Raw genomic sequence first — 15,506 nt, 5'->3', positions numbered from 1 at the left:
GGGCAATTGGCGCCGGCGGCGGGCCCGAGCCCGCCGCCTACCGAACGGTACCTTCCCCGGCCGCCATATGGTGAACGGCCGGGCACGGACCGACGTGCCCGCCGCCGCGTGCGGAACGGGGCGGATCCGGCGCGGTGGTACTTACTGCCCGACCTCGCCGTACGCGCCGAGGAGCACGGCCGGGTCGGGGCCCTCCAGGACGGTGGGCTTCGCGAGGCCGTCCAGGACGATGAAGCGCAGCAGGTCGCCGCGGGACTTCTTGTCGACCCTCATCGTCTCCAGCAGCTTGGGCCACTGGTCGTAGCGGTAGTGCAGCGGCAGACCCACCGATTCGAGGACCGTGCGGTGACGGTCGGCCGTGGCGTCGTCCAACCGCCCGGCCAGACGGCCGAGTTCGGCGGCGAAGTGCATGCCGACGGCGACCGCCGCGCCGTGCCGCCACTTGTACCGCTCGTTCTTCTCGATCGCATGGCCGAGCGTGTGGCCGTAGTTGAGGATCTCCCGCAGGCCCGACTCCTTCAGGTCCGCGGAGACGACGTCCGCCTTGACCCTGATGGACCGCTCGATGAGCTCGGCGGTGTGCGGGCCGGCCGGCGTACGGGCGGCCTCGGGGTCGGACTCGATCAGGTCGAGGATCACCGGGTCGGCGATGAAGCCCGCCTTGATGACCTCCGCGAGCCCGGAGACGTAGTCGTTGACCGGGAGGGAGTCCAGCGCGACCAGGTCGCACAGCACGCCCGCCGGCGGGTGGAAGGCGCCCACGAGGTTCTTGCCCTCGGCGGTGTTGATGCCGGTCTTGCCTCCGACGGCCGCGTCCACCATGGCCAGCACGGTGGTCGGGACGGCGATCCAGCGCACCCCGCGCAGCCAGGTCGCGGCCACGAATCCGGCCAGGTCGGTGGTGGCGCCGCCGCCCACGCCCACGATGACGTCGGTGCGGGTGAACCCGCACTGGCCCAGCGCCTTCCAGCAGTAGGCGGCGACCTCCGCGGTCTTGGCCTCCTCCGCGTTCGGCACCTGGATGGCGACGGCCTCGTAGCCCTGCTCGGCCAGGTCGGCGCGGATCGCGTCCCCGGTCCCGGCGAGCGCCTCGGGGTGGATCACGGCGACGCGCTTGGCCTTGTCACCGACCAAACCGGTGAGTTCACCGAGGAGTCGATGGCCGACCAGCACGTCGTACGCCTCGGTGCCGGCCGTGCCGGCGATGTGGATCCGGGTGACCGACTCGCTCATGCTTCCTTCAACTCCAGTGCGTCCAGGGCGGCTCGGGTGACCTCTTCGGGGGTGCGCCCGTCGGTCGGCACGACCGCCGTGGCCACCTCCTCGTACAGGTGCCGCCGGGCCTCCATGAGTTCGCGCCACTGCTTGCGCGGGTTCACCGCGAGCAGCGGGCGCGCCACGTTCAGGCCGGTGCGCCGGACGGCCTCCTCGACGTCCATCGAGAGGTACAGGACCGGCAGCCGGGAGATCAGCGCCCGTGTGTCCGGGTCCAGGATCGCGCCGCCGCCGAGGGCGAGTACGCCGTCGTGCTCGGCGAGCGCCCGGCGCACCGCTTCCTTCTCCGCGGCGCGGAAGAACGGCTCGCCCTCGTCGACGAAGATCTCCGCGATGCTGCGGCCCTGCTCGGCGACGATGTCGTCGTCGACGTCCCGGTAGGCGAGCCCGAGGCGGTCGGCCAGCATCCGCCCGACGGTGGACTTGCCGACGCCCATGGGCCCGACCAGGACGACGACCGGTTCGGCGCTCACCGGATCGCCAGGTTCTCGAGGTAGGACCGCACGTTGCGGCGGGTCTCGGGCACGCTGTCGCCGCCGAACTTCTCCGCGACGGCGTCGGCGAGGACGAGGGCCACCATGGCCTCGGCCACGATCCCGGCGGCCGGCACCGCACACACGTCGGAGCGCTGGTGGTGGGCCTGCGCGGGCTCGCCGGTGGCCACGTCCACGGTCCGCAGGGCACGCGGCACGGTCGCGATCGGCTTCATCGCGGCCCGCACCCTCAGCAGCTCACCCGTGGTCAGCCCGCCCTCGGTGCCGCCGGAGCGGCCCGTGGCGCGCCGGATGCCCTCGTCGGTGGTGACGATCTCGTCGTGGGCCTTGGAGCCGGGCACCCGCGCCAGGTCGAAGCCGTCGCCGACCTCGACGCCCTTGATCGCCTGGATGCCCATGAGCGCGGCCGCGAGCCGGGCGTCCAGCCTCCGGTCCCAGTGCACGTGGGAGCCGAGGCCCACCGGCACGCCGTACGCCAGCACCTCGACCACGCCGCCGAGCGTGTCCCCGTCCTTGTGGGCCTGGTCGATCTCCGCGACCATCGCCTTGGAGGCGTCCGCGTCCAGGCAGCGCACCGGGTCCGCGTCCAGCTTCTCCACGTCCGCCGGGGCCGGGTACACGCCGTAGGGCGCCTTGGCCGCGGCCAGCTCGACGACGTGGCTGACGATCTCGATGCCGGCCGTCTCCTTCAGGTACGACCGGGCCACGGCGCCCAGCGCCACACGGGCCGCCGTCTCACGCGCGGAGGCCCGTTCCAGCACCGGCCGGGCCTCGTCGAAGCCGTACTTCTGCATGCCCGCCAGATCGGCGTGTCCGGGCCGGGGCCGGGTCAGCGGCGCGTTGCGCGCGATCTCGGCCAGCTCCGCCGGGTCCACCGGGTCGGCGGCCATGACCTTCTCCCACTTGGGCCACTCGGTGTTGCCCACCATGATCGCCAGCGGGGAGCCGAGGGTGAGGCCGTGCCGGACGCCGCCGAGGAAGGTGACCTCGTCGCGCTCGAACTTCATCCGGGCACCGCGCCCATGGCCCAGGCGCCGCCGTGCCAGGTGGTCCGCCACCATCTCGGTGGTGACGGGCACGCCGGCGGGAAGGCCCTCCAGCGTGGCGACGAGTGCGGGTCCGTGGGACTCCCCCGCGGTCAGCCAGCGCAACCTGCTCAACGGTGCTCCTCATGCTCGCGCCTGGAACTGCGACGACGCGACCGGGTGCGCGGCCCTGGCCCGCCACCTCCGATCCTCCCACGTCCGGCAACCGGGCCCCGTCACCAGTCCATCTGACGGACGGGGCGCGAGAGGGCCCGGCGACATACCGGCCGAGGTCAGCCGCAATGCCCGAACCCGCTTGTGTAACTGTCCCAGAAAATGCCGTTGTCGACATATTCGATGCCGCCGGTGTACTTCACGCACTTGTTGGCGGCGTATACATAGACGGGACCGGCGTAATAGCTGTAATCACGCTTGTCGCGGTTCCAGCTACCACCCTCGACGAGAATTCCAGCTTCAGTGGTCGCACCGAATCCGACATAACCGTTGATATGCATCGTCACTACACAGTTGTAGCCGTTCGAGGCGTTGTAAAGCAGCGAAACCCGGCCAGCGGGCTTGCCGGTGCTCTTGTCGAACCCCACAGTGTGAGACTCCAGAACCTTGTACCTGCACCACAAGCCGCTTCGGGCGTCGAAGCCGCAGCCGCGGCCGGCGCCGCGCCAACGAGGCACATGGCACCGGCCAGCCCCACCGCCATGCCGATCGAATAAAAGCGTCCGCGCACTTCAATCCCCTTCCCCTCCAAGCCATTACGCCGTCGCAAAATAGCAACGGAAGAGAAGATGATCAACGGGGATTGCTTTATCCTTCTTCCCGGTCGACGCAGACTGGAATAAATCCACCTGCACCGGGCGAAGAATCAGCCGGTGTTCACCCGCTGGCGAGCGCACGCCCTCCAGCGGCCCGCATTGCCGCGAGCGGAACCCTTGAGCGGCCCGTCATCTGTTCGACCTGGAGGACCGCCTGGTGCACCAGCAGGTCGAGCCCGCTGACGACGGCGCCGCCGGCCATGGACCAGCGGGCCGCCAGCGGAGTGGGCCACGGGTCGTAGAGGACGTCGAAGAGCGTGGTGGGCCGTCCGGGTACGGCGTCGGCGAGCGCGTCCGTCGTTCCGGCCGGGGTGGTGGCGATCACCAGCGGCGCGCTCAGGGCCTGCCCGGCGTCCGCCCAGTCCGCAGTACGGACCTCGACCTCCAGCCGCTCGCCCCACTGCCGCATCTCGGCCGCGCGGGCCTCGCTGCGGACGTAGGCGACGACCTCGCCGGTGCAGACGCGGGCGAGCGCGGCCAGCGCGGAGGAAGCGGTGGCGCCTGCGCCGAGGATCGCGGCCGAGTCGACCTGCTCGATGCCGTGCTCGCGCAGGGCGGCGACCATGCCGGGCACGTCGGTATTGTCCCCGACCCGGCGGCCGTCCGCAGTGAACACGACCGTGTTGACCGCCTCGACGGAGGCGGCGGTGTCGCTGATCCCGTCGAGCAGCGGGATGACCGCCCGCTTCAGTGGCATGGTCAGCGACAGCCCGGCCCACTCGGGCCCCAGACCCTCGAAGAACGGGGGCAGGCCTGCCTCGTCGATCTCGAACCGCTCGTACGACCAGTTCGCGAGCCCCAGCTCCGCGTACGCCGCCCGGTGCAGCACCGGGGAGAGCGAGTGGGCGATCGGCGAACCCAGCACCGCCGCCCGGCGGGCGTCAGTTGCCCTTGGTGGCATCGAACTTGTCCTTGAGCTTGAGGAATTCGGCGTACGTCTTGGCGAACTCGGTCTTGTGCGCGCCGTCGGTCGCCACGAAATAGATCCAGCCGTCCTGGGTCGGATTCAATGCCGCACTCAACGCCTCGTCGCCGGGGTTTCCGATCGGTCCAGGCGGCAGGCCCTTGCGGGTGTACGTGTTGTAAGGGTCCTTGTTACTGTTGATCTCTTTTTCGCTGATGTGGATATTACTCTCGCCCTTCAGGTAATTGAAGGTCGAGTCGAACTGCAGCAACTGGTAGGTCTCGGTGTTGGTCGGCTTCAGACGGTTATAGATCACTTCCGACATCTTGCGGAAGTCGTCGTGCGTCTTGCCCTCGGCCTGGACCAGGCTCGCCACGGTGAGCAGTTGCCAGGGCCCTTCGAGGTCCAGGCCTTTGGCCTTTTTCTCCAGACCGAGCTGGTTGTACTTCCCGTTGGCGCGCGCCACCATCTCCTTCAGGACGGCCTCGGGCTTCTGCCCCTTGGCGACGGCGTAGCTGGAGGGGTAGAGGAAGCCTTCCAGCGGGTCCTTCAGGTTGGGATGGTTGAGCGCCCAGGAGGGCAGGCCGAGGTTCTTGTACTCCTTCTTCGCGACGCCGGCCGTGGTGCCGTCCGGCAGTTCGAGGCGCTTGTCGATCAGCGCGTAGACCGCCGTGTTGCGCAGGCCCTCTGCGAGGACCAGGTTGCTGCGGCTCTTCGGACTGAGCATCAGTTCGACCGCGCTGGCGGCCGACATCTGCTTGCGCAGCGTGTAGATGCCGTCCTGGATCGTCCTGCCATTGGGGTTCTGCGACTGCGCCGCCACGAAGGCGTCGACGCTCTTGACGACGTCCGCCGCCTTCAACGCCCGGCCGATATCGTAGCCGCCCGCGCCCTTGGGGATCTCGACGGTCACCATCTCGTTGATACCGTTGCCCGCGTAGTCCGGCGCGGCGCCGAAACGGTTTTCGTAGAACTGGTAGCCGTAGTAGACGACTCCGACCGTGCCTCCGCCGAACACCAGGGCGACGACCAGGCAGGCGCAGCCGTTGCGGCGCTTCTTGCTCTTGCCCTTGCCGCCGCGGCCCTTGCGGTCGCCGCGCCCCCGGCCCTCCTTCGGATCGTCGGCGGCGTCGTCGTCCTCGTCGCCGCCGCCGCCCGCGAAGAACGCGTGATCGTCCTGCTCGGGTTCGGGTTCCGGGTCCCAGTCCGGCCGCGGCTCCGGCTCGGCACGCCGGCGGCTCGGCGGCTCCGGCGGCGGGTAGGCCTCGGGGGTGCCGTAGTGATCGGGCTGCTCGGAGCCGTACGCCGCGGCCTGCTGGCCGTACGGGTCCGCCGGATCGCCGGGGTAGGCGGGCTGCTGCTGCCCGCCGGCGCCGTCCCAGCCGCCCTGGCCGTAGCCCTGCTGCTGAGGGTGTCCCCCGTACTGCTGGTCGTACTGCTCCTGGCCCTGCTGACCCTGGTGGCCGTACTGCTGCTGCCCCTGCTGGCCCTGGTGGCCGTACTGCTGCTGACCTTGCTGACCGTACTGCTGCTGACCGTGCGGGTCGTAGTGCTGCCCGCCCTGCTGGTGGCCCTGGTCGCCGTAGTGCTGCTGCGGGTACTGGCCGCCGTAGCCGCCCTGCTGATCCTGGCCCCAGTCTCCGTACTGCGCCTGCTGTCCCTGCTGCGACTGCTGCGGGTGGTGCTGCGGCCCACCGCCGTAGGGGGACTGCGGGCCCGCCTGGGCCTGCTGTCCTCCCCATCCGCCGTCCCCGTACAACGGGTCCTCCGGATGCCACGGTTCGGGACCTGGGCCCCGGCCATACTCAGTCATCGATCCCCTAGAGCCGCGAGGCGGCGGTCACACGGCCGTGTGCCCCGGCTTCCGCTCCGCCTCTTTCTGTGCGTCGTCTGTTCGAACACAGGCGCATCGCGCGGAACGTTACCGTATCGCGATCAGATGACCACTTCGACGCCCTCGCCGGGTGCTTTCCCTGACACCCGTTCGGATTCGAGGGCCTGCTGCAGGATGATGACGGCCGCGGCCTGGTCGATCACGGAGCGTCCCTTCTTGGACTTCACCCCCGACGCCCGCAGTCCCTGACTGGCCGTCACCGTGGTCATCCGCTCGTCCACCAGGCGGACCGGCACCGGGGCGATGCCCTTGGCCAGCTCACCGGCGAAGGCGCGGACCTTGACGGCGGCCGGGCCCTCGCCCCCCTTGAGGGAGCGGGGCAGCCCGACGACGACCTCGATCGGCTCGTACTCCGCGACCAGTTGCCTGAGCCGGCGGTGGGCCGCGGGGACGTCACGGCCGGGGACCGTCTCCACCGGGGTGGCGAGGATCCCGTCGGGGTCGCACGAGGCGACCCCGATCCGGGCGTCCCCGACGTCGATCGCGAGCCGACGTCCTCTTCTCATCACTTGGCCGTTTCCGCCACGAGCCGCTCCACGGCGTCCACGGCCTCGCCGACGGCGGCCGGGTTCTGCCCGCCGCCCTGGGCGACGTCCGGCTTGCCGCCACCGCCGCCGCCGAGGGTCTTGGCGGCCGTGCGGACCAGGTCACCGGCCTTCAGACCGCGCTCGCGGGCGGCCTCGTTGGTGGCGATCACCGTGAGCGGCTTGCCGTTGTTCACCGTGAACAGGGCGACCACGGCGGCCCGGCCGCCCTGGATCCGGCCGCGCACGTCGAGCACCAGCTTGCGCAGGTCGTCCGGCGTGGTGCCGTCCGGGACCTGCCCGGTGACGACGGCCACACCGCGGACGTCCTTCGCGGACCCGGCAAGACCGGCGGCGGCCTGGAGCACCTTCTCGGCGCGGAACTTCTCGATCTCCTTCTCGGCGTCCTTCAGCTTGCCGAGCATGGCGGAGACCTTCTCCGGCAGTTCCTCCGGGCGGCCCTTGATCAGCTCCTGGAGCTGGGCGACCACCGTGTGCTCACGGGCCAGGAAGTTGTAGGCGTCCACCCCGACCAGGGCCTCGATCCGGCGCACACCGGAGCCGATCGACGACTCGCCGAGCAGCTTCACCAGCCCGAGCTGGGCGGTGTTGTGCACATGGGTGCCGCCGCACAGCTCCTTGGAGAAGTCGCCGATGGTCACCACGCGCACGCGCTCGCCGTACTTCTCGCCGAACTCGGCGATGGCGCCCTGCTTCTTGGCGTCGTCGATGCCCATGACCTCGGCGTGCACGTCCAGATCGCGGGCGAGCACCTCGTTGATCTTCTGCTCGACGTCGGTCATCACGGCCGTCGGGACGGCGGACGGGGAACCGAAGTCGAAGCGGAACCGGCCGGGCTGGTTCTCGGAGCCGGCCTGGGCGGCCGTCGGGCCGAGGGCGTCCCGCAGGGCCTGGTGGGTCAGGTGCGTGGCCGAGTGGGCGCGGGCGATGGCCTTGCGGCGGCGGGAGTCGATCGAGGCGTGGGCCTTGGCGCCCACGGTGACCTCGCCGACCTGGACGACGCCCTTGTGGACGTACACGCCCGGGACCGGCTTCTGGCAGTCGCGGACCTCGATGACGGCGCCGGAGTCCACCTTGATGCGGCCGGTGTCGCCGATCTGGCCGCCGCCCTCGGCGTAGAAGGGGGTGCGGTCGAGGACGATCTCGACCTCGTCGCCCTCGGTGGCGGCCGGGGAGGAGGCTCCGTCGACGAGGATGCCGACGATCGTGGACTCGCCCTCAGTGTCGGTGTAGCCGATGAAGTCGGTCGCGCCGGCGGAGTCGGCGATCTCCCGGTAGGCGCCGAGGTCGGCGTGGCCGGTCTTCTTGGCCCGGGCGTCGGCCTTGGCGCGCTCCCGCTGCTCCTTCATCAGGCGGCGGAAGCCCTCCTCGTCCACGGACAGGCCCTGTTCGGCGGCCATCTCCAGGGTGAGGTCGATCGGGAAGCCCCACGTGTCGTGGAGCAGGAAGGCCTTGTCGCCGGAGAGGACCGTGCCACCGGCCTGCTTGGTCTCGGTGACGGCGGTGTCGAGGATGTTGGTGCCGGACTTCAGCGTCTTGAGGAAGGCGGCCTCCTCGGCGAGGGCGACCTTCTCGATCCGCTCGCGGTCGGTGACCAGCTCCGGGTACTGCTGCCCCATCATGCCGATCACCACGTCGATCAGGTCCTTGACGACCAGACCGGTGGCGCCCAGGAGGCGCATGTTGCGGATGGCGCGGCGCATGATGCGGCGCAGCACGTAGCCGCGGCCCTCGTTGCCGGGGGTGACACCGTCGCCGATGAGCATGGTGGCGGTGCGCATGTGGTCGGTGACCACACGCAGCGACACGTCCGAGTGGTGGGCGTCGCCGTAGGCGACACCGGTGAGTTCGGTGGCCTTGTCGATGACGGCCATGGACGTGTCGATCTCGTACATGTTCTGCACGCCCTGCAGAATCATGGCGAGCCGCTCCAGGCCGAGCCCGGTGTCGATGTTCTTGCTCGGCAGGTCGCCGAGGATCTCGAAGTCGTCCTTGCCCGTGCCCTCGCCGCGCTCGTACTGCATGAAGACGAGGTTCCAGATCTCCACGTACCGCTCGTCGTTGACGGCGGGGCCGCCCTCGACGCCGAACTCGGGGCCGCGGTCGTAGTTGATCTCGGAGCAGGGGCCGCACGGGCCGGGCACGCCCATGGACCAGAAGTTGTCCTTCTTGCCCAGGCGCTGGATGCGCTCCTTGGGCACGCCGACGACCTCGTGCCAGATCCGCTCGGCCTCGTCGTCGTCCTGGTAGACGGTGATCCAGAGCTTCTCCGGCTCCAGGCCGTAACCGCCCTTGTCCTGGGGCGCGGTGAGCAGCTCCCAGGCGAGCTTGACGGCGCCTTCCTTGAAGTAGTCGCCGAAGGAGAAGTTGCCGCACATCTGGAAGAAGGTGCCGTGCCGGGTGGTCTTGCCGACCTCTTCGATGTCGGGGGTGCGCACGCACTTCTGCACGCTGGTGGCGCGAGGGAAGGGCGGCTTGACCTCGCCCAGGAAGTAGGGCTTGAAGGGCACCATGCCGGCCGGGACGAGGAGCAGAGTCGGGTCGTCCGCGATGAGCGACGCCGAAGGGACGACGGTGTGCCCGCGCTCCTCGAAGAAGCTCAGCCAGCGGCGGCGGATCTCAGCCGACTCCATCAGTGGTCCTCATTCCGGTTGTACGAGTACGTCGTGTGCGGGTGTTCCGAGGACGCCGGGTCCTGAACGTACTTCGGGTGGTTGCGGTTCTCGATGGCGGTGTACCGCCTGGACGGGGGGAGTTCCGGGTCGACCGGGGCGTTCATGCCCAGTGCCTCGCCGAGTTCGGCCTCCCGCTGGGCCATGTTCTCGCGGACGTCGAGCGCGAAGCCGAGGGCGCGGTCCTTGAGCCGGTGACCGGCCTCGACCGCCTTGGTCGCCGCGGTCACGGCGAGGCTCTCGGGGGTGAGCTGCCTGAGTTTGCGGTTGACCTTGGTGGTGGCCCACACGCCGGCGGCGACACCAGTGGTGAACCAGAACGTACGGCGGAACATCGCTAGTCCTTACTTCTCCCGGTTGTTCCGCTTCCCCCGCCGCGCGGCCGGGACGGTGCGGCCCACGATCACGGTACGCCTCGACGTCCTGCCGGGCACGTCCTCCTTGCGGCCGCCCAGCGCCCTGCGCACGCCGTAGCCGAAGGCCGCGACCTTGACCAGCGGGCCGCCGAAGGTGGAGGCGACGGTGGTCGACAGCGCGGAGGCGTTGGACGTGACCTCCTGGACGTCCGAGGCGATCGCGTCGACGCGGTCGATCTGGGTCTGCGCGGAACGCACCGCCTGGGAGGCCTCGGCCAGCAGTGGAACGGCCTGGTCGGTCACGTCCGCCACGAGTCGGGTGGTCGCCTTGAGCGTCTGGGCCAGCCTCGCCAGTGCGACGGCGAGGAAGGAGACCAGGATCGCCCAGAAGACGGCCACCAGGATCCCGGCCACCTCTCCACCGGACACTGTGCGCACCCGCTCCCTGAAACGTGCCTGTACATCGAGAAAGTCGTGCACCGAGCCTATCGCGCCGAGGGTGCGGCTCCGTACCGGATTTACGCCCGTGCGCCCTTGGCACGAGCGAGCCCGCCGTCTCCCCGCCCGGGAGGGCGGGGAGACGGCGGGCCGGGTGGTGCTGCGGGTGCTACGGCCTGCCGGTGATCAGCGGGCGTAGTACTCGACGACGAGCTGCTCGTCGCAGATCACCGGGATCTCCTTGCGGTTCGGCTCACGGTCCAGGCGGAACGCCAGGGCCCTGAGGTTCACCTGGAGGTAGCGCGGGGTCTCGCCGTCGGGGGCGAAGCCACCCTCGCGGGAGACCTGGAAGAGGGTCTTCTCGCGGCTGCGCTCGCGGACCTGGACCACGTCGTCGGGACGGACCTGGAAGGACGGCTTGTCGACCTTCTTGCCGTTGACCTGGATGTGGCCGTGGACGACCATCTGACGGGCCTGGTAGATCGTGCGGGCGATGCCCGAACGCAGCACCAGGGCGTCAAGACGCTTCTCGAGGTCGATGACGAGGGCTTCGCCGGTCTTCATCGACGTCTTGGCGGCACGCTCGTAGGCGCGGACGAGCTGACGCTCGCTGACGTCGTACTGAGCGCGCAGACGCTGCTTCTCCAGCAGACGGACCTTGTAGTCCGAGTTCTGCTTGCGGCCACGACCGTGCTCACCCGGCGGGTAGGGGCGCGCCTCGAAGTACTTGACGGCCTTCGGGGTCAGCGCGATGCCGAGGGCACGCGACTTCTTGACCTTGGGGCGGGACTGGTTCGCCATGAACCAAACACCTCTTGTTTTCTGTGCGAATACGGCTTCACCAGGGTTAGGGGAGGTCGCATCCGCAGCCGGGGAATTCCCTCGGGCCCCTGTCGGGTCCGGAGGGCAGCCGCTCCCCTGATCTGGGCACATACGTGCAGCACGCGAGTGGCCCACCGACCGCTCCCGGAGCTCCGGGTGGTGGTGGGCTGCCCGCGACACCGTTCGACGGTGCGCGACGCTCCTGGATCCCCGCCGTCCTGTGAACGGCGGAGTTCCGGCTGAATGTCCCGCTCTGGTGGCGCCGGTTCCCCTTTCGGGGTTCCGGACACGGAACTCAGCGCTTCGAGGCAGTCTACAGGGCGCTCAGGACCGCTTCCGACCGAGGTGCTTGCGGGTCCACTCCACCGCGTCCGCGTACCGCGCCTCGGCGCCGTGCCGGCCCGGGGCGTAGTACTCGCGGTCCTTCAGGGCGTCCGGCGCGTACTGCTGGGCGGCGATGCCCTCGGGCAGGTCGTGCGGGTAGACGTACCCCTGCGCGTGCCCGAGCTTGGCCGCGCCCTTGTAGTGCCCGTCCCGCAGATGGGGCGGGACGGCTCCGGCCAGTCCCTTGCGCACGTCGTCCAGGGCGGCGCCGATCGCGGTGGTCGCCGAGTTGGACTTGGGGGCGAGGGCCAGGGCGATGGTGGCGTGGCTGAGGGTGAGGGCGGCCTCGGGGAAGCCGATCATGGCGACGGCCTGGGCGGCGGCGACCGCGGTGGGCAGCGCGTGGGGGTCGGCCAGACCGATGTCCTCGCTGGCGGAGATCATCAGACGGCGGGCGATGAACCGGGGGTCCTCGCCGGCCTCGATCATCCGGGCCAGGTAGTGCAGGGCGGCGTCGACGTCGGAGCCCCGGATGGACTTGATCAGGGCGCTGGCGACGTCGTAGTGCTGGTCGCCGTCGCGGTCGTACTTCACCGCGGCCCGGTCGACGGTCTCCTCGAGCGTGGTGAGGCCGATCTCGCCCTCGCCCTTGTCGAGGGCGGCCCCGGCGGCGGCCTCCAGGGCGGTCAGGGCACGGCGGGCGTCGCCGCCGGCGATGCGCAGCAGATGGCTCTCGGTGTCCTCGGGCAGGCCGACGGCCGAGTTCAGTCCGCGCTCGGCGGTGAGCGCGCGCCGGAGCAGACCGCGGACGTCGTCGTCGGTGAGCGGTTCGAGGGTGAGCAGGAGCGAGCGGGAGAGCAGCGGGGAGATCACCGAGAAGTACGGGTTCTCCGTGGTGGCCGCGATGAGGGTCACCCAGCGGTTCTCGACCGCCGGGAGCAGGGAGTCCTGCTGTGCCTTGCTGAAACGGTGGATCTCGTCCAGGAAGAGGACGGTCTCCTGGCCGTACCCCCCGGAGGCGCGGCGGGCGCCGTCGATGACCGCGCGGACCTCCTTGACGCCGGCGGTGATCGCCGACAGCTCCACGAACCGCTTGTTGGTGGCCTTGGAGACCACGTACGCCAGGGTGGTCTTCCCGGTGCCGGGCGGGCCCCACAGGATCACCGAGGAGGGTCCCGCGGGGCCGCCCGCGCCCTCGCCGACCAGCCGGCGCAGCGGCGAGCCGGGCTTGAGCAGGTGCTGCTGGCCCACCACCTCGTCGAGGGTGCGCGGGCGCATCCGTACCGCCAGGGGACTCGCGGCCGGGTCCTTCTCCTGGCGTTCTTCACTTGCGGCGGTGAACAGGTCGGGCTCCACGCTGAAACCCTATGGCACACCGCCGACAACACGGCCGGCCGGTGGATCACCGGCTCCGGCTCAGGCCCAGAGGCTGCTGCCCCAGCGGGTCAGGATCAGCATGACGATGACACCGCAGTGCGTGACCGGCAGCACCCAGGTGAACTCGGCGAGGAAGTTCTTCACCGGGCGCGGTGCGGGCAGGAAGCCGTTGCGGATGTTGAAGGAGGTCACGTACCAGAACATGACGATCGTGGCCGCCCAGGCCAGCGAGCACCACAGGCACAGCGCGTTGATGCGGTACAGCGACTGGAACTGGAGCCAGGTGACGAAGCAGACGCCGAAGAGCGTGCCGAAGTTGAACGTCAGCCAGTACCAGCGCGGGAAGGTGGCGCGGCCGATGAGGCTCATGCCCACGCAGATGACGATGCCGTAGGCGACCAGGCCGAGCAGCGGGTTGGGGAACCCGAAGACGGTGGCCTGCTTGCTCTCCATGACGCTGCCGCAGGACACGATCGGGTTGAGGCTGCAGCTCGGGGTGAAGGTCTTGCCGCTGAGCTTGCCCTCGAGGATCTTCTGCTTGTCGATCGTGATGATCCACGCGGCGAGCAGACCGGCCGCGCCGGTGATCACCAGCAGCAGGGCGAAGGCGCGGCTGCCGCCCACCGTCCGCGGCCCGGTCGCCGCGCGCTCCGGTTCGGGCTCCGCGGAGACGTGTTTGACTGTCGTCTTGCTCATCACGCCGATTCCGTCACTTGTGAGTTGGACCTTCTTCGGGCACGGCCATTGTGCCGCACGTGCGCGTGTGAGCACCGTCGGGTGGACACACGAAGACGTGCACGGCCGTACCCGAACGCTCGGTTCCGGACGATGCTCGGACCATGACGCGAAACGAACTCGCGGTGGACGTACGGGGGCTGCGCAAGCGGTACGGGGACGTCACCGCGGTCGACGGAATGGACCTGGCGATCAGGAAGGGCGAGGTCCTGGGCCTGCTCGGACCGAACGGGGCGGGCAAGAGCACCACGGTGGAGATCATCCAGGGCCACCGTTCACGGGACGCGGGCGAGGTCTCGGTCCTGGGGGCGGACCCGGCGAGCGCCCCACGCGTGTGGCGCTCGCGTGTGGGGATCGTCTGGCAGGACGAATCGGCGCCCGCCGAGTTGACGGTCCGCGAGACCGTGCGGCACTTCGCCCGGTACTACCCCCGGCCGCGCGACCCGGACGAGGTCATCGCCCTGGTCGGTCTCGAGGCGAAGGCGGGGAGCCGGATCAAGGCGCTGTCGGGTGGCCAGCGCCGCCGGCTGGACGTGGCCCTCGGCGTGATCGGCGGCCCCGAACTGCTGCTCCTGGACGAGCCGACGACCGGGTTCGACCCGGCGGCCCGGCGCCGGTTCTGGGCCCTGATCCGCACGCTCGCCCAGGAGGGCACGACGATCCTGCTGACCACGCACTACCTGGAGGAGGCGGAGGCCCTCGCGGACCGGCTGGCGGTGGTCACCCGGGGCCGGATCGTCGCCGAGGGCACCTCCCGTGAGCTGCGGGAGCGGCACGCCACCGGCGCCACCGTCGAGTGGACCGACCCCGCCGGCACCCCGCGCGCCGAGCACACCGGGACCCCCACCAGGACCGTCGCCGATCTGATGCACCGCTTCGACGGCGAGATACCGGGCCTGCGGGTGAGCCGCCCCACGCTGGAGGACGTCTATCTCCGGCTGACCGGACAGGAGGACGCGCGATGACCACGACCGCCGAACGGACCCGCGCCGGGGAGGCGGCCGCGCGCCTGCCCGGGGCGTGGGGAGTCGGGCTGCACCGGGGCGCCCTGGAGATCAGGCAGTTCTTCCGGCAGCGCGAGCAGGTGGTGTTCACCTTCGCCTTCCCGGTGGTGTTCCTGTTCCTGTTCGCGTCGATCTTCCGCGACGACGTCAGCGGCACCGGCGTCACCGCCTCCCAGCTCTACGTCCCGTCGATGGTGGCCTCGGGCATCATGTCGACCAGCTTCCAGTCCCTGGGCATGTCGATCGCGGTCGAACGGGACGAGAAGGTGCTGCGCCGGCTGCGCGGCACGCCGATGCCGCCGACGGCGTACTTCCTGGGCAAAATCTGGCTGGTTCTTTTCACCGGCTTACTGGAGACGGCGATCCTGCTGCTCGTCGGCACCACGCTGTACGGCGTCCGGCTGCCCTCGGACGCGACCCGGTGGTTCCACTTCGCCTGGATCTTCGTGCTCGGCCTGACCGGGTGCGCGCTGCTCGGCATCGCGATCAGTTCGGTGCCCAGGTCGGCCAGGAGCGCCGGCTCCGTGGTCGTCCTGCCGTTCCTGGTGCTCCAGTTCATCTCCGGGGTCTACATCCTGATCGACGCCCTCCCCGGCTGGATGCTGAACGTCGGCGCCCTCTTCCCGCTGAAGTGGCTGTGCCAGGGCCTGCGCGGGGTGTTCCTGCCGGACTCGGCGCGGGTGCTGGAGCAGGCGGGGAGCTGGGAGTTCGGGCGGGTCGCCCTGGTGCTCGCGGCCTGGTGCGTCGGCGGTCTGGCGCTGTGCCTGCTGACGTTCCGCTGGAAGGACCAGCGGAAGGGATGAGACCGGGG

General features: G+C 70.2%; 15 protein-coding genes. 2 read left to right on the top strand and 13 right to left on the bottom strand.

Annotated features, from left to right (window positions below; all coding sequences use genetic code 11):
* Positions 1 to 141: 141 nt before the first annotated feature.
* From aroB to ACF09J_RS16500, 13 genes are all read right to left on the bottom strand, one after another.
* Positions 142 to 1,233, bottom strand: coding sequence for a 3-dehydroquinate synthase (aroB, locus tag ACF09J_RS16560; protein WP_392306113.1), 1,092 nt, complete (start codon positions 1,231 to 1,233; stop codon positions 142 to 144).
* On the bottom strand, positions 1,230 to 1,748 hold the full coding sequence (locus ACF09J_RS16555) for a shikimate kinase (RefSeq protein ID WP_392306112.1): 519 nt from the start codon (positions 1,746 to 1,748) through the stop codon (positions 1,230 to 1,232). The genes aroB and ACF09J_RS16555 overlap by 4 nt, the downstream gene beginning before the upstream one ends.
* Positions 1,745 to 2,929 (bottom strand): chorismate synthase, encoded by a 1,185-nt coding sequence (gene aroC / locus ACF09J_RS16550; RefSeq protein WP_392306111.1) that lies wholly within the window; start codon positions 2,927 to 2,929, stop codon positions 1,745 to 1,747. Before aroC ends, ACF09J_RS16555 begins: the two co-directional genes overlap by 4 nt.
* A 158-nt stretch (positions 2,930 to 3,087) precedes the next feature.
* Positions 3,088 to 3,396, bottom strand: coding sequence for a hypothetical protein (locus ACF09J_RS16545; protein WP_392306110.1), 309 nt, complete (start codon positions 3,394 to 3,396; stop codon positions 3,088 to 3,090).
* Positions 3,397 to 3,685: 289 nt separating this feature from the next.
* Complete coding sequence (locus ACF09J_RS16540; RefSeq protein ID WP_392306109.1) at positions 3,686 to 4,525, bottom strand: shikimate dehydrogenase; 840 nt, start codon at positions 4,523 to 4,525, stop codon at positions 3,686 to 3,688.
* Entirely contained in the window at positions 4,506 to 6,341 is a 1,836-nt protein-coding gene (mltG, locus tag ACF09J_RS16535; RefSeq protein ID WP_392306108.1) for an endolytic transglycosylase MltG, read from the bottom strand. Before mltG ends, ACF09J_RS16540 begins: the two co-directional genes overlap by 20 nt.
* A gap of 122 nt (positions 6,342 to 6,463) precedes the next feature.
* On the bottom strand, positions 6,464 to 6,928 hold the full coding sequence (gene ruvX / locus ACF09J_RS16530; RefSeq protein ID WP_358737525.1) for a Holliday junction resolvase RuvX: 465 nt from the start codon (positions 6,926 to 6,928) through the stop codon (positions 6,464 to 6,466).
* Positions 6,928 to 9,600 (bottom strand): alanine--tRNA ligase, encoded by a 2,673-nt coding sequence (gene alaS / locus ACF09J_RS16525; RefSeq protein ID WP_392306107.1) that lies wholly within the window; start codon positions 9,598 to 9,600, stop codon positions 6,928 to 6,930. The genes ruvX and alaS overlap by 1 nt, the downstream gene beginning before the upstream one ends.
* The gene (locus ACF09J_RS16520; RefSeq protein WP_392306106.1) at positions 9,600 to 9,974 is read right to left on the bottom strand and encodes a hypothetical protein; all 375 of its coding nucleotides are present in this window, start codon (positions 9,972 to 9,974) and stop codon (positions 9,600 to 9,602) included. Before ACF09J_RS16520 ends, alaS begins: the two co-directional genes overlap by 1 nt.
* A gap of 9 nt (positions 9,975 to 9,983) precedes the next feature.
* Entirely contained in the window at positions 9,984 to 10,433 is a 450-nt protein-coding gene (locus tag ACF09J_RS16515; RefSeq protein WP_390828222.1) for a DUF948 domain-containing protein, read from the bottom strand.
* A gap of 186 nt (positions 10,434 to 10,619) precedes the next feature.
* Positions 10,620 to 11,234, bottom strand: a complete 615-nt coding sequence (gene rpsD / locus ACF09J_RS16510) for a 30S ribosomal protein S4 (protein ID WP_392306105.1) — start codon at positions 11,232 to 11,234, stop codon at positions 10,620 to 10,622.
* 345 nt (positions 11,235 to 11,579) lie between these two features.
* Positions 11,580 to 12,935, bottom strand: coding sequence for a replication-associated recombination protein A (locus ACF09J_RS16505; RefSeq protein WP_392306104.1), 1,356 nt, complete (start codon positions 12,933 to 12,935; stop codon positions 11,580 to 11,582).
* Between the two features lie 60 nt (positions 12,936 to 12,995).
* A complete protein-coding gene (locus ACF09J_RS16500) occupies positions 12,996 to 13,652 on the bottom strand; it encodes a vitamin K epoxide reductase family protein (RefSeq protein WP_392306103.1) in 657 nt (218 codons plus the stop codon).
* Between the two features lie 143 nt (positions 13,653 to 13,795).
* Here ACF09J_RS16500 and ACF09J_RS16495 point away from each other — a divergent pair, with 143 nt between their 5' ends.
* Positions 13,796 to 14,656: an ABC transporter ATP-binding protein gene (locus ACF09J_RS16495; protein WP_392306102.1), complete on the top strand. Its 861-nt coding sequence runs from the start codon at positions 13,796 to 13,798 to the stop codon at positions 14,654 to 14,656.
* Positions 14,653 to 15,498: an ABC transporter permease gene (locus tag ACF09J_RS16490; RefSeq protein ID WP_392306101.1), complete on the top strand. Its 846-nt coding sequence runs from the start codon at positions 14,653 to 14,655 to the stop codon at positions 15,496 to 15,498. The genes ACF09J_RS16495 and ACF09J_RS16490 overlap by 4 nt, the downstream gene beginning before the upstream one ends.
* The last annotated feature ends 8 nt before the right edge of the window (positions 15,499 to 15,506 follow it).

The organism is Streptomyces sp. NPDC014889 (assembly GCF_043081205.1).
Classification (GTDB): domain Bacteria; phylum Actinomycetota; class Actinomycetes; order Streptomycetales; family Streptomycetaceae; genus Streptomyces.
The sequence above is the reverse complement of the archived record's forward strand: the minus strand, read 5'-3'. Positions and strand labels throughout refer to the sequence as shown.

Bases quoted from the DNA above. Each gene is read 5' to 3' on its own strand.
- ruvX (WP_358737525.1), bottom strand. From the start codon at position 6,928: ATGAGAAGAGGACGTCGGCTCGCGATCGACGTCGGGGACGCCCGGATC.
- ACF09J_RS16490 (WP_392306101.1), top strand. From the start codon at position 14,653: ATGACCACGACCGCCGAACGGACCCGCGCCGGGGAGGCGGCCGCGCGC.
- mltG (WP_392306108.1), bottom strand. From the start codon at position 6,341: ATGACTGAGTATGGCCGGGGCCCAGGTCCCGAACCGTGGCATCCGGAG.
- aroB (WP_392306113.1), bottom strand. From the start codon at position 1,233: ATGAGCGAGTCGGTCACCCGGATCCACATCGCCGGCACGGCCGGCACC.
- ACF09J_RS16540 (WP_392306109.1), bottom strand. From the start codon at position 4,525: ATGCCACCAAGGGCAACTGACGCCCGCCGGGCGGCGGTGCTGGGTTCG.
- rpsD (WP_392306105.1), bottom strand. From the start codon at position 11,234: ATGGCGAACCAGTCCCGCCCCAAGGTCAAGAAGTCGCGTGCCCTCGGC.
- ACF09J_RS16495 (WP_392306102.1), top strand. From the start codon at position 13,796: ATGACGCGAAACGAACTCGCGGTGGACGTACGGGGGCTGCGCAAGCGG.
- alaS (WP_392306107.1), bottom strand. From the start codon at position 9,600: ATGGAGTCGGCTGAGATCCGCCGCCGCTGGCTGAGCTTCTTCGAGGAG.
- ACF09J_RS16520 (WP_392306106.1), bottom strand. From the start codon at position 9,974: ATGTTCCGCCGTACGTTCTGGTTCACCACTGGTGTCGCCGCCGGCGTG.
- ACF09J_RS16500 (WP_392306103.1), bottom strand. From the start codon at position 13,652: ATGAGCAAGACGACAGTCAAACACGTCTCCGCGGAGCCCGAACCGGAG.